Raw genomic sequence first — 13667 nt, forward strand, 5'->3', positions numbered from 1 at the left:
AATTAAGATAGACTACTTGTCTACTTTTCAAAGCGCTAATCTTTCAATCTATAACTATTTATATGCTAATGTAGGTGTATATAATTTCCATAATTAAAAGGGAGAGATGGCTATGGGACAGAAAGTTTTGATTACTGGGGCAAATAAAGGGATTGGCTTTGAAACTGCTAAGCAATTAGGTGGTAAGGGTTGGACAATCTTATTAGGCGCTAGAAATGAACAAAGAGGCACGGCAGCGGTTGAAGCACTCCAACAACAAGGTATTACTGCGGAATGGATTAAAATTGATTTAACTGATACTAATACCATCCATGCAGTTGCTGATGACATTAAAGCTAATCATCCAGATGTAAAATTATTAATTAATAATGCAGGTATTTCTGGTAATATGGATGCGTCAGCATTAGATGTTGACGTGGAAGAATTAAAAGCGCTCGCTGATGTGAATTTCTTTGATAATTTTGAAATGATTAAGACCTTTACGCCAATTTTAGCGCGTAACAAAGGTAGAATCGTGAATTTAACTATTCCGCTTAAACCTAGTGTCTTCTTCCATCCATTTAGTTATATTGCTACGAAAGCACCGTTAAATGCGATGATTAAGTTATTTGCTAGAGACTTCAAGAAAAATAATATACCTGTCGAGATCTTCGGTGTTATGCCAGGTGGCGTGACAACTGACTTAAATAAAAATATGAAAGGTTTCTACATGCGTAGTGTGAATGAAGCTGCTCAATCTATCGCAAAGGTAGCTACTGACAAGCATAACCACAATGGAAAAATCTTATTAAGAGTATTGCCGTTTAAATTATTTAAAAAATAAAGTTTAGTAGGATAATGCGTTATTATTTAGTATAAAAAATGATATTCAAATACACATTAAAACCCCTCACTACAACAATAGTGAGGGGTCGTTTATATCCATATCTATTTATCTAAGAAACCGTTTGGATAAACCATAACTTTCAAGGCATCGCCTTTACTTGTACGTGTCAGTTCCATAGCTTGTTTTGTATCTTCAAGTTCAAATTGGTGTGTGAACATTGAGTCTAAGTCTGCGTCAGTTGTGCTTAAGATTTGTACACCTTGTGGGTACGTATTCGCATATCTGAACACGCCGACGATATTAATTTCATGGTTAGCGATAAATGGTACGTTAATTTCGTTCATGTCTTCTTGTGGTAAGCCGACAATTGCTAATGTACCACCATCTTTTAATGAGTTTAACGCACTTCTTAAGGCAATTGGGTTACCTGCTGTTTCAATCGCATAGTTTACGCCTTGGCCATCTGTAATTTCATTAATGCGTTCGACTACATCGTCATTTTTAATATTAATTGTTGTTGTAGCGCCTAAACGTTTCGCTTCTTCTAGACGATTTTCTTCTAAGTCAGAAACGATGATGTTTGTAGCACCGTAAGCTTTAGCAGCAACAACAGCCATTAAGCCTACAGGGCCCATTCCCATAATAACTACAGTTGATCCTGGTTTAATATCAGCACGTTTACATGCTTGTAACCCTACTGAGAATGGTTCGATTAATGTTGCTTGTTCATACGTTACTGTATCAGGAATATGATATAGGAAGTCTGCCGGATGGCTAACATACTGACAGAATGCGCCATCATATGGAGGTGTTGCCATAAATTCCATATGTGGACATAGGTTATATTTTCCTGATTTACAATATTCGCATTCACGACATGGTTCACCTGGTTCGATAGCTACACGATCTCCAACTTTGAAATCTGTTACTTCTTCCCCAATTTTAGCTACCATACCTGCACATTCGTGACCTAAGACGATTGGTTTTTCAACTACGAATTCGCCTACACGTCCGTGTGCATAATAGTGTACGTCTGAGCCACATACGCCTACTGCCATCACTTTAACTAAGACATCTTTAGGTCCGATTGAAGGTACGTCTCTTTCTTTAATTTCAATATCATATGGTTCATTCATTAACGCAATATTCATTTTCTCTGGAATCGTTTCACTCATTGTTAACATCCTCCTAAGTTTATGTATCTACTCTATATTTTTCCATTTAAAAGTATTTATGTAAACGATTTCATATAAATTTGAGTAGTAATTTTAAACAGAAAGAATGTTTTAACAATAATTTTTAGTGTAAAAATAATCTTACTTTTTAAAATATAAACAAACCGTAACGATTCCTATCATTGCGGTAGTTACAAGCCTTTTTACTATCTAAAATAACTAATGAACAATAAAGAAAATGGCACTCTATTTTTAATAAATAGAAATGCCATTCTCTTATATAAAACCTTATATTGAACGAAGTATTTTGAAGGGATAAGTTTTGGCAGTAGTTGTCTGAAATGAAGATGCGTTCGAGCCTCACTTTCTTCATTCTTAGTCAACTTTGCCGGGGTGGGACGACGAAATCTTTGAAATTACATTAGATTTCTGTCCCACTCCCTAGATTTCTGTCTTGCTCCCTGTCTTGCTCCCGCTCCCACCAATAGAAAGATATTTAGTTTCTAAGTAAGGCTCGATACCTTCTGTACCACCTTCACGTCCATAACCACTTTCTTTCATACCACCGAATGGCGCATGTGCAGCTGATGGTCCACCGTCGTTCCAACCAATCACACCATAATCAAGTGCATTGTATAAATGGAAGCCAGTACGGTAATCATTTGTGAAGAAGTACGCAGCTAAGCCAAATTGTGTATCATTAGCCATTTGAATCGCATCGTCTAAATCTGAATATGTCGCTACCGGTACGATTGGGCCGAAAGTTTCTTCTTGCATAGCTAACATATCTTGAGTCGCTCCTGATACCACGACAGGTTTTAAGAAATTGCCACCTATTTCTTGGGCTTCATCTAATGAACGTGACAATTTAGCCCCTTTGTTTACGGCATCTTTAAGTTGATTGACTACTTTTTTCACACCGTCTTCATTAATTAATGGTCCAATAGTGACATTATCGTCCATGCCATTTCCTACTTTTAAGTCGTGCACTTTTTGCGTAAGTTGGTTCACAAACTCTTGTTCAACGTCTTTATGAACATAAACACGGTTAGCGCAAATACACGTTTGGCCTGCATTACGGAATTTAGACGCAATCGTTTGATCGACCGCATACTCAATATCTGCGTCATTATGAACGATAAGTGGTGCTAATCCACCAAGTTCCATTGTGACATTTTTAACGGAATCTGCAGCTTGGGCAATTAATTGTTTACCTACGTTTGTTGAACCAGTAAATGTAACTTTCTGTATTTGAGGATGTGTCGTAAATAATTCGCCAGCGTCTTTACCTGACATAACTACATATTGAACAGCATCTTTAGGAATACCCGCTTCATGAGCTAATTCGATTAAGCGAATCGTTGTTAATGGTGTTTGCGTCGCTGGTTTACAAACAATCGTACAACCTGCTGCGAGTGCGGGCGCAATTTTACGTGTAATCATTGCTGCTGGGAAGTTCCATGGCGTAATTGCACCTACTACACCTACTGGGAATTTCTTCACGATGATATTTTTATCAGGTGTATTTGCCGGAATCGTACGTCCGTAAATACGTTTAGCCTCTTCCGCATACCATGACACATAAGAATTAGCATAATCCACTTCTCCTTGTGCCTCTGCTAACGGTTTGCCACCTTCTTTAGTAATCAATTCTGCAAGCTCGTCTTTATGTTCATTGATTAAGTCGAACCATTGTGATAACTTTTGCGCACGTTCATGAGCATCTACTTCTCTCCAAGATTTAAATGCTTCATGCGCCTTTTCAATTTGTTGTTTGGCCGTCGCTTCATCTGTATAGTCTAATGTTTTGATAACTTCATTTGTTGCTGGATTGAATACGTCTAATGTTGTCACATTCATCCACCCCTTTTTAGAATTAATATCATAAGTATATACCCGCCTTATGCGATAATCTATCAATCCGTTTCTCCTAGCTTTAACTTAATTCTTTGGAAAATGTGGGCGTCACAAGGCCAACTTTTCAAGTAAAGATGTAAAATATATCGAAAATTTAAAAATTTCTCATAATTATGATACACTTTTTATAATAATTGTTTAAAGAAGGTGAAGCTATGTCGCGTATGGACTTACAGCCTTTTCGAAATAAAACAGTAAACGTAGTCGGACGAGTAGAGAACATTGCGATTAAACGCCGACTTAAATATACTAACGCCCCAAATCCGGCCACGATGCTACTTAAAGAAGTGGTTATCGCTGGATACCATTTTGACCATATATGGATTAAACTACCTAAAAAATATTATCTTGATCGTGAGCGATTATTGAATCGTGAAGTGCAATTTAAAGGGAAGGTTAAATTGTATGTTAAAGAAGGCCAATATGGTTTTGTGGAAGATTATGGAATAGATGATATTCAAGGATTAAGTACGTTAATTAGAGAAGATGTACCTACATATAATGGGAAGGCTCAAGAACAGGAGTTTTCTATGGAATTTTTCTTGCGTCTCTTTGAAGAGCGTCCTTCAGAAACATAAAGCTCCGTATTGTTTGGCTCGCTTTCTTAAGGGGTCTGGCTAAGCCATGGTCTTAGCCTAGCCCTGATTCTTCAAGAGTCTCGCCACAATACTCCGTATGTATATTTAAATTTTGAAATAAGTAAGAAAAACAATGAGAGAAATCTAATGTGATTTCAAAGATTTCGTAGTCCCCCTACAATAATTTAAAAAAGGTAATTCTTATCGAGTATTCGATAGGAATTACCTTTTACTTTCTACTTCACTTTTAATCCTCGATAGCGATTTAATGTGCCGATAAATTCTTGTTTACGTGGTAGGGCTAAATTGCCTGGGTGTCCGTTAAAGTTTGATATCGCACCAAGTCCATCTTTTTCAATCAATTCATACATTTGGTTCGTCGCTTCAATCAAGCTAGTGTGGCCATCTATCGCATGATGTCTAAAGTAATCTATCATGACCGTTAAGGCATTCGTTTGGCTAGCATCAACTAATTGTTCCAAACCAGAAATATCGATACCTTCTTTACCATACGTAATCGTATGCAGACCTTTCGCTTTCAAACGATCATCTTTCCCCTTTTTGGAAAATGAATTACCTAAAGGCACACGAGATGGAATAGCACCAAAATGGTCGTTTGACTCGGTCGTGCGCTTATAATCATCCGTATTGGCAATAGCTTTAGCATCGTCTGTCACATCTTTCAAGTGATATTCATCCATCATTAATACTTGATCAGCGACATCGAAATAGTCACCAGAACCACCTACGATTAAGATTGTTGAAACCTTATAATCATCATACAGTGGCTTCACTTTACTAGAGAATGGCGTAATTGGTTCTTTATCAGGAGCGATAAGCTTTTGCATACGTCCGTCACGAATCATAAAGTTTGTCGCAGACGTATCTTCGTCGATAAGTAATAACGATGTTTGAGCTTCCAACGCTTCCATGACATTTGTAGCTTGAGATGTACTACCACTCGCATTTTCAGTTAAAAAGCGTGTCGTATCTTTTTTACCAGGCAGATTATCAATAAACGGTTGGATGTTCACGTTTTGAATACTACGGCCATCTTCGGCACGTATCTTCATTGCATCTTCGCGTGTTAATACAAACTCACGTCCGTCATTAAGTACATGGTTATAGACGCCACGTTCTAACGCTTCTAGTAACGTTGATTTACCGTGATATCCGCCACCTACGATGAGCGTAATACCTTCTGGAATAGACATCCCTGTGACTGCCTGACCACTTGGTAAGTTAAATGTCATTTCGAATTTCTTAGGACTTGTAAATTTAATAGCGCCTTTCATAGGTTCATCTGAGACACCACTTTTACGTGGTAAAACTGAATCATTGGCTACAAAGGCAACTAAGTTTTGTTGTTGAAGTTGTTCTCTAATATACGTTTGATCTAGTTTTAACTCAACTTGTTTGCGTAATGCCTCTTGGTTAATATGTTGATACATTAGCGCTTGGTCAACGATTTGTGGTAAACCTTGAATCAACGTATGGGCAGCTGCTTTTCCAAGAATCTTACGCCCTGCAGCTGGCATACCCACTTCAATGTTAACTTCAATCTCTTTATCATGAATTACTACAGCCGTACGTTCTAATATCTCTTGGCCACAGTGGTCGATAAAGATTTTACCGTTTTTGCCTGAACCTTTAACACTATGATTAAAACGTTGCGCTTGTTGATTAAATGTACGCGTTAAAAAGTCAGCTACGGCTAGACGTTTGTCTTTCGTATCTAATAAGTCGTTCGGAAGTTGTGTAGTAGAACGCTCAATGAAGAGTTGCATTTTGGAAGGTGGTGCGAAAGGATCGACTTGGACATGGTCTATCGCAAGACGAAATTGATCAAAGGCATAGGTACCTTTAGTTTTTTTATAAGCACCATATTTCTGTCCATCTAAGGACTTTAGCGTCTTTTCGAGTTCTTTAGCGCGTTTCATAATGATTCCTCCGTTCAAAGTGTCTAACTACAGTCTACCCAACCTACACCCATCCCATAACTTCATATAGAAAATTAGTTATTAAAAAGCCATCTCCAACGTTAATCGGTAGAGATGGCTTTGTTATTTATATATTCAAATAATAGTATTTATCGTAATAGTGTACGAGGCATTATAATGCAGTGTAACCACCGTCGATAGTGAAGACACTACCTTGTGCGAATGATGAAGCATCAGAAGCTAGGTAAACTACGATACCGCCTAATTCTTCAGGCATACCTGGACGACCCATTGGAGTTGCACCCATCCAGTAATCAATCATTTCGCCGCCTGTATCAAACATTGGTTTAGTTAACGCTGTTTTCATATATCCTGGCGCAATAGTATTTACTTTAATACCATATTTAGACCATTCCATTGCTAAACTTTTCGTTAACATAATTACGCCTGCTTTAGAAGCATTGTAAGACGCTTGTTCTTGAGGTTTATTGGCAATTAAACCTGACATTGAAGAAGTATTGATAATTGAACCATAACCTTGTTTAATCATTTGACGACCTACTGATTGTGCTACTAAGAACACACCGTTTAAGTTCAAGTTGATAACTTTTAACCAATTTTCATAAGAAACGTCTTCAGCTTTTTCGTTAATTGTCATACCAGCATTGTTAACTAAAATATCAACTTTGCCATATTCATTAACAACGTCTTGAACCATTTTGTTAACGTCATCAGGATTTGTAACGTCTACTTTTAATGCTGTTGTTTTTACGCCTTCTTTTCCCGCAATTTCAGATGCAGTTTCTTGCGCTAAGTCTAATTTAATATCTGCAATAACGATATCTGAACCAGCTTGTGCTAATGCTTCAGCCATTGCTTTACCAAGACCCATTGCGCCTCCTGTTACGATTGCTACTTTTCCATTTACTCTAAATTGATCAATAATGTTTGTCATTTTTCTCTCACCCTTTTAATTTGTATGTACTTGTTTTGTTGGTTGTTGCACTTTCATAAAGAACGTTAAGATAAAGCCAATAACGTAGATGATTGCGTATACCCAGATTGTTACTTCTGCTGTGGCAAATACCAATGTGATTGACGCAATTGATGGCCCAATAAAGTTACTTAAGCCAGCTGCTAAGTTATGAATTGATACTGCCGCACCTTTATGTTCTGGTACTAATGTTGGGAAGATCGCTGACATTGGTACGAATGCTGCTACCGCGAAACCTAACATTAAGGCGATTAATGTTGTAACGAAGAAGTTTGGACCACTCCACGCTGGTAGGTAATAGAAGGCCAATGTTGAAATGGCCATACCAATACAACCGAACCAACGGACTTGGCGTACCCAACCAATCTTGTCACCAACGATACCCCAGAATAAGTTTGTAAAGATTGTTACAGCGTACATAAGACCCCATACACGTAACCATTCAGATGTTGTGAAACCGAAATCTTCGGTAAACACACGTGGTAAGAAGGCTACTAAACCAAATAGAGATAATTGGTTGATAATACGTACTACGAAAGCCACTGCAACTTGTTTGTTGCCTAGAATTGTAATACCACGACCAAATTCGCTAAAGATTTCTTTTTTAGACATACGTTTTGCTTCAACGTCTTCGCCTTTTTTATCTTTCACTAGGAACATCGCCATAAGTCCACCAATTACGATAAAGACAAGTGAGAACCATAATGTTCCCATTTCGCCGATAACTGGAATTGAGAAACTTGGTAAATATGAACCTAATACACCAATACCAATTGAATACATCGCCCAGAACCAACCCATTGCAGAGGCAAGTTTGTAACTAGGTGATGAATATGTAATCCATACTACGAAACTGTAAATAAACATTGGATATGCAAAGCCACGAATACCATACATGATTAACATCATGGCATAGTTTTGTTGCGCTAAGCCTAACGTTAAGAAACCTACATGGAAGATAATCCAGATAATAAATGCGAATGTCATTACGCGACGTGGACTAAATATCTCTGCCAACACACCTGACATCCATGATGCAACGGCTACAACTAAGCCATAAACTGCTAATACTCTACCAGCCTCTGACTGAGTGAAGCCAAGACTGCCAATATATTTAGATAAAAATGCTTGTTCAAATCCATCGCCCGTCATAAAGATTGCTACAGCGATATAACCCCAAATTAACACCATAGGTAATCCTAAAAACTGACGATCTTGTTTTTGTATATCATTAGACACCGTAATCCCACTTTCTACCTTTGTTTAGTGTAATGCTTATTATTCTTCTGTCTTAAACTGCTCATGTGCAAGGCGTTCAAGTGGAATGCCTTGTTTGAAACGTTCTGTATAAGCTTCGAAACTTTCAATTTCTTCCTCAGTTGGCTCAATTGTTGTCGATTCTGTACCTTTGAAGGCGAAATCATTAAGATATGTCGCTAAGTTTGTTGAATCTTCTTCAATCATATATCGAGCTAACACTGCGATACCCCAAGCGCCACCTTCACTTGCCGTTTGCATGACACGCACTGGACTGTGAAGTGAAGCTGCTAGGAACGATTGAGCAACTTTTTCTGTTTTGAAAATGCCTCCATGACCGAACATGGAATCAATTTGAATATTTTCTTTTTCTTTCAATAAGTCGATACCAATTTTTAATGTACTGAACGCACTATAAATATGTGTTTTCATTAAGTTAGCTAAGTTAAAGTTACTATCTACTGAACGCACTAACATTGGATAACCATGTTGAACATCTGTAATAAATTCACCTGAAATATAGCCAAATGATAATAATTTACCTAAATCTTTGTCACCTTTTAAAGCGCTTTCAAATAATTTTGTAAAAAGTTCACCTTTGTCGTATTTCACGCCCATCGTATCTAATACTTCGCCGAATAAATCGACCCAAGCATTAATATCTGACGTACAATTGTTAGCGTGAATCATGGCTACTTCATAACCATCTGGTGTAGTTACAATGTCTACTTCTGGATACACATATTTAATCGGTTGTTCAAGAACAATCATTGAAAAGATACTTGTACCTGCTGAGACATTACCTGTTCTTGGTGCCACACTATTTGTCGCAACCATACCAGTTGCTGCATCGGCTTCTGGCGCACAAAGTGGACAACCTGCTTGTAGTTCACCATTTGGATCGACTAACTTAGCACCTGTTTCTGTTAGACGTCCCGCATACTCACCTGCTACGACGACTTTAGGTAAGATATCTCGAATATCTTGGGTGTGCCCCTTTTCAGAGAAGAGCTTGTTAAAACGTTGAATAATATCTTGGCGATAATCTTGTGTTTCGATATCGATTGGGAACATGCCTGAAGCGTCACCTACACCAAGAACTTTCTCGTCAGTTAAGTACCAATGGATGTATCCCGCAAGCGTTGTCATGTAACTTACTTTATCGACATGTGCTTCTTGATCTATCGCTGATTGGTAAAGTTGCGCGATACTCCAACGTTCAGGAATATTGACTTGAAAGTCTTCACGCAAGATTTCGGCCGCTTGGTTGGCATTGTTATTACGCCACGTTCTGAATGGTACAAGTAAATCATCTTTCTCATCGAACGGTAAATAACCATGCATCATACCACTAATACCTAATGATGCCAGTTGCGTTACTGTTACATCGTATTTATCTTTTAACGCTTGAGTCATAGCACCATAACTTTTTTGAATGCCTACCCACGCGTCATTCATAGAATATGTCCAATAGCCATTTTCGTAGCTATTCTCCCATTCGAAAGAGCCTGTAGCGAGCGTCTGACATTGGTCATCAATCGCGATGGCTTTAATACGCGTAGAGCCAAACTCGATTCCTACAGTTAAATGCCCTTCTTCTATGTAGCGTTTAATGTCTGTATTATTCATCGTCTCACCTCACTTTATTTTTATGAAAACGTTATCATAGATATATCCTAGCACATGAAAATTTCATGAAACAAGAGAAACTTTTGCATTCTTTAAATTTTTAAAGTAAAAAAACACCTTTATCCACGAATTACATCAATGAGATAAAGGTGTTTGATATTATATTGGGAATGATTCTATTTTAAGATGTCGTAAGCTTTCATACTATCAACGGAAGCTAGGATGGCTTCTTCTTGAGTGAACATAGGTTTCCAACCTAACACATTACGTGCTTGTTGGTTACTCACGTTTCTATTCATTTCAAGTAAGAGCTTACCTTCACGCGCTTCACTATTAAATTTCGCACCTAGTTTAATTGCAAAATCAGGTACTTTTTTAGTTGAGACTTTATCCGCAACTTCTGGACGTTCTTTTTTAATTAATTGCGCAATTTCTGGCATTGAAATTTGTCCGTCAGCCGTCGCGATGAAACGTTTACCTGCTGCCTCAGGTGTTTGCATAGCTAACACATGTAATGTAGCCACGTCACGTACATCCACGATATTCATTGGAATATTTGGAATACGTTTCATTTTACCGTTCGCAATATTTTCCACAAATTGGAAACTTAGTGACATGTGTTGATTTAATGATGGCCCTAGAATGGCTACTGGGTTAATAGTGGCTAATTCTAAATCATGTTCTGTCGCATCGACAAAGTTCCACGCTGCTTGTTCAGCAATGAGTTTAGATTTTTCATAAACTGAGAGACCTGGTTCATTTGGGTTTGTCCAATCTTTTTCAGTAGTAACACTTGATTTATCTTTATTACTGAAGCCGACTGCACCAAAGTTTGCCGTCATGACCACACGTTTAACGTCAGATTTTTCCGCAATTCTTAAAATACGTTGAATGCCTTCGACTGCTTGTTTATTGATGGAAGCTTCGTCTTCTGTGCTTACGCTACCCATCACTACAGGTGACGCAACACTCATCACGTACGTACAATCTTTCATTGCTTCTGCCCAATTGTCATCTCTCGATAAATCAGCTTCTACAAAGGATAAATTCTCTGTAGCGATACCATTCTTAGTTAACGTTTCTAATACCGTTTCTTGTTTTGCCACCGAACGTAAGGTAGCGCGTACTTTATAATCTTGTTTTAATAGCTCCGAAATAATACGTAATCCCAGGAAGCCTGTGCCTCCTGTAACTAAAACTTGCTCTTTCATAAAATGTCATCCCCTATCTTTCTTCTTAATAATGGTTGATTATAACAGGGTTGAGCGATTTATCTTATTATAAAGTCTCGCCATCTGAGAATTTCATTCTTAAGTTGTAGAAATAGGTAGAATTAGTTTGATAATGCGATTTTAATATGTTCTAAATGATGACGTTCATGCCATGATAGTTTCTTCAATAATTCAGCAACTGTCACATCAGATCCATCTGATAATGTAATCTTGCGTGATAAATCTTCATTAGTTACGTGATTACCCATTTCTACGATACGTTTATTTAAACCTTCTAAAATATTGACTGAAATATCGACAGGTAAGAATGAATCCGGCAATTCGACCCAACGTGTTTGATCGAACATGAATGCCGTTACGCCGTCTGATGTTAATGCCATTTTCAAACGTTCATATAAGTTAATTTGAGAATCTGCAATATGGTGGACTAGTTGATTGACCGTCCAACTACCTTCTCGATATTGTTTTTTAAGTTGTGCCTCATTTAAATCAGTTACCGTTTCTTTTAAATGATTGATATATACTTCAATTTCACTCATCCATTGTTTTACATCTACTAATGTTGGATTCTCTGGTGGTTGAAATTCGCCAATTGGAAATCTTACGTCCATGGTTAGTCCTCCTCATAATTATCTTTTGTTTACGTATGTTTCTACCCTTTATTTAGGAAAATTAAAAGCCATAGCTAAATAATTAACATGCTGTTGAGGCTTCTTGAGTGTAATGGGACTCAAAATCAAAACTAAATTTTCGAGACACTCTAACATTGATATATCAACGTTTATTAGACATCCCTCGTACTCACTTCAGACAAACGTCAGTCTTCCCTGACGCAAATTTCCTTTTTTAGTATTCAATTGATTATACTTAGATAGGGTATAACTAATATTAGATGATTAAAGGAGGTAGCGTATGCTTACGACACAATATATTAATATAGATGGTATCAACTATGCTTATGTGGATGAAGGTAATAAAGATAAGCCAGTCGTTTTATTATTACATGGCATTCCAGATTCAAAAGAATTATGGTTTAACTTTATACCTAAATTAGTTGAACAAGGTTATAGAGTTATCGCCCCAGATTTAAAAGGTTATGGCGATACAGATATTCCTGACAACTTCGATATACACTCATCTTCGAAAGACTTATTTAACTTGTTAACACAATTAGGTGTCAAACAAGCACATGTTATAGGTCATGATTGGGGGTGCATTTTTAGGTTGGCTCTTTACACATGACTATCCAACTATTATAAAAAGTTATGTGGCTATGAGTGTAGGCCATCCTAATGGTTATCTTCGCTACGGTGGCGTATCACAAATGTTAAAAGGTATGTATGTCCCACTTTTCCTAATTAAAAATGTAGCGGAAAAAGTACTCTCTGCCTTCGACTACAAAATGTTAGAATTTATGGATGAAAGTGGCACACTGCATGATAATTGGAAGCGTCGTTTGTCACGTCCAAACCGCTTAACAGCAGCGTTAAATTGGTATCGTCGTAATTATATGATGTTAATGCGAGGCTTTGGCGTTGTTAATGTTCCAACGCTAGGTTTAATTGGTGAGAAAGATCCGGCGTTAACAGTCGATCAAATGGCCGCTTCTTGGCACTATGTCTCAAATCACTTTGACTACCACGTTGTTCAAGACGCCGGACATTGGCTACAAATCACACACGAAGACGAAGTATTAAATCACATCATCCAGTTTTATAAAGATAGAACATAACTTCATACCTGAATGCTTTATTAAATATGAGAAAACATCTTATTTTTAAGTGTTTTATTATAAAATTACATGTAACTAACGTAGTATTGTTGGCGAGACTCCTAGGGGAACCAACAATACGAAGTATTAATAAAAAGGCTTAAAGATGATGTAATTTCACCTTTAAGCCTATAATTATTGATTTATCCTACATATACTATTTTAAAAAACACTAGTGAGTATTCTATACTTTCAAGTATAAGAATTAATTATTATACGAAGTATTGTCGGCGAGACTCCTTAAAAAATGGACTCAGTAGCTAAGTTTGGCAGTAGTTGACTGAGATGAAGATGCGTCCAATCTGGACTTTCTTCATCTCTAGTCAACCTTGCCGGGGCGGGACTACG

The 13667-nt window shown here is 37.4% G+C and carries 12 protein-coding genes; 4 read left to right on the top strand and 8 right to left on the bottom strand.

The genetic code is table 11. From position 1 onward, the window contains the following. The first annotated feature begins 112 nt into the window (after positions 1-112). Positions 113-823, top strand: a complete 711-nt coding sequence (locus tag HS848_RS10405; protein ID WP_198612268.1) for an SDR family NAD(P)-dependent oxidoreductase — start codon at positions 113-115, stop codon at positions 821-823. Positions 824-927: 104 nt separating this feature from the next. Here the strand turns inward: HS848_RS10405 and HS848_RS10410 are convergent, their stop codons facing one another. Further along, the gene (locus HS848_RS10410; RefSeq protein ID WP_103167366.1) at positions 928-2001 is read right to left on the bottom strand and encodes an NAD(P)-dependent alcohol dehydrogenase; all 1074 of its coding nucleotides are present in this window, start codon (positions 1999-2001) and stop codon (positions 928-930) included. A 441-nt stretch (positions 2002-2442) separates the two neighbouring features. Further along, complete coding sequence (locus HS848_RS10415; protein WP_198612269.1) at positions 2443-3855, bottom strand: NAD-dependent succinate-semialdehyde dehydrogenase; 1413 nt, start codon at positions 3853-3855, stop codon at positions 2443-2445. 218 nt (positions 3856-4073) lie between these two features. On the opposite strand from HS848_RS10415, the gene HS848_RS10420 reads away from it, so the two are divergent. Continuing rightward, positions 4074-4496 (top strand): hypothetical protein, encoded by a 423-nt coding sequence (locus tag HS848_RS10420; RefSeq protein WP_198612270.1) that lies wholly within the window; start codon positions 4074-4076, stop codon positions 4494-4496. Positions 4497-4732: 236 nt separating this feature from the next. Here the strand turns inward: HS848_RS10420 and HS848_RS10425 are convergent, their stop codons facing one another. The 6 genes from HS848_RS10425 to HS848_RS10450 form a co-directional block, all read right to left on the bottom strand. Next, the gene (locus HS848_RS10425; RefSeq protein WP_198612271.1) at positions 4733-6436 is read right to left on the bottom strand and encodes an ABC-ATPase domain-containing protein; all 1704 of its coding nucleotides are present in this window, start codon (positions 6434-6436) and stop codon (positions 4733-4735) included. A 172-nt stretch (positions 6437-6608) separates the two neighbouring features. Continuing rightward, the gene (locus HS848_RS10430; RefSeq protein WP_198612272.1) at positions 6609-7391 is read right to left on the bottom strand and encodes a glucose 1-dehydrogenase; all 783 of its coding nucleotides are present in this window, start codon (positions 7389-7391) and stop codon (positions 6609-6611) included. A 15-nt stretch (positions 7392-7406) separates the two neighbouring features. Next, entirely contained in the window at positions 7407-8669 is a 1263-nt protein-coding gene (locus HS848_RS10435; RefSeq protein ID WP_332871298.1) for an MFS transporter, read from the bottom strand. Between the two features lie 39 nt (positions 8670-8708). After that, positions 8709-10316, bottom strand: a complete 1608-nt coding sequence (locus HS848_RS10440) for a xylulokinase (RefSeq protein WP_198612273.1) — start codon at positions 10314-10316, stop codon at positions 8709-8711. A 176-nt stretch (positions 10317-10492) separates the two neighbouring features. Then, the gene (locus HS848_RS10445) at positions 10493-11527 is read right to left on the bottom strand and encodes an SDR family NAD(P)-dependent oxidoreductase (protein WP_198612274.1); all 1035 of its coding nucleotides are present in this window, start codon (positions 11525-11527) and stop codon (positions 10493-10495) included. A 122-nt stretch (positions 11528-11649) separates the two neighbouring features. After that, positions 11650-12159 carry a YfiT family bacillithiol transferase gene (locus tag HS848_RS10450; RefSeq protein ID WP_198612275.1) on the bottom strand — a complete coding sequence of 170 codons (510 nt, stop codon included), beginning with the start codon at positions 12157-12159 and terminating at the stop codon, positions 11650-11652. A 301-nt stretch (positions 12160-12460) separates the two neighbouring features. On the opposite strand from HS848_RS10450, the gene HS848_RS10455 reads away from it, so the two are divergent. Both HS848_RS10455 and HS848_RS10460 read left to right on the top strand, forming a co-directional pair. Beyond that, a complete protein-coding gene (locus HS848_RS10455) occupies positions 12461-12790 on the top strand; it encodes an alpha/beta fold hydrolase (protein WP_198612276.1) in 330 nt (109 codons plus the stop codon). Further along, positions 12750-13280 (top strand): alpha/beta fold hydrolase, encoded by a 531-nt coding sequence (locus HS848_RS10460; protein WP_198612277.1) that lies wholly within the window; start codon positions 12750-12752, stop codon positions 13278-13280. The genes HS848_RS10455 and HS848_RS10460 overlap by 41 nt, the downstream gene beginning before the upstream one ends. Positions 13281-13667 lie beyond the last annotated feature (387 nt).

It is taken from the genome of Staphylococcus caledonicus (assembly GCF_016238465.1).
GTDB lineage: Bacteria > Bacillota > Bacilli > Staphylococcales > Staphylococcaceae > Staphylococcus > Staphylococcus caledonicus.

What these genes read in the sequence shown, in the direction of transcription:
- HS848_RS10460 (WP_198612277.1), top strand. Translation starts at nt 12,750, where the DNA reads ATGATTGGGGGTGCATTTTTAGGTTGGCTCTTTACACATGACTATCCA.
- HS848_RS10440 (WP_198612273.1), bottom strand. Translation starts at nt 10,316, where the DNA reads ATGAATAATACAGACATTAAACGCTACATAGAAGAAGGGCATTTAACT.
- HS848_RS10455 (WP_198612276.1), top strand. Translation starts at nt 12,461, where the DNA reads ATGCTTACGACACAATATATTAATATAGATGGTATCAACTATGCTTAT.
- HS848_RS10425 (WP_198612271.1), bottom strand. Translation starts at nt 6,436, where the DNA reads ATGAAACGCGCTAAAGAACTCGAAAAGACGCTAAAGTCCTTAGATGGA.
- HS848_RS10430 (WP_198612272.1), bottom strand. Translation starts at nt 7,391, where the DNA reads ATGACAAACATTATTGATCAATTTAGAGTAAATGGAAAAGTAGCAATC.
- HS848_RS10405 (WP_198612268.1), top strand. Translation starts at nt 113, where the DNA reads ATGGGACAGAAAGTTTTGATTACTGGGGCAAATAAAGGGATTGGCTTT.
- HS848_RS10420 (WP_198612270.1), top strand. Translation starts at nt 4,074, where the DNA reads ATGTCGCGTATGGACTTACAGCCTTTTCGAAATAAAACAGTAAACGTA.
- HS848_RS10410 (WP_103167366.1), bottom strand. Translation starts at nt 2,001, where the DNA reads ATGAGTGAAACGATTCCAGAGAAAATGAATATTGCGTTAATGAATGAA.
- HS848_RS10445 (WP_198612274.1), bottom strand. Translation starts at nt 11,527, where the DNA reads ATGAAAGAGCAAGTTTTAGTTACAGGAGGCACAGGCTTCCTGGGATTA.
- HS848_RS10450 (WP_198612275.1), bottom strand. Translation starts at nt 12,159, where the DNA reads ATGGACGTAAGATTTCCAATTGGCGAATTTCAACCACCAGAGAATCCA.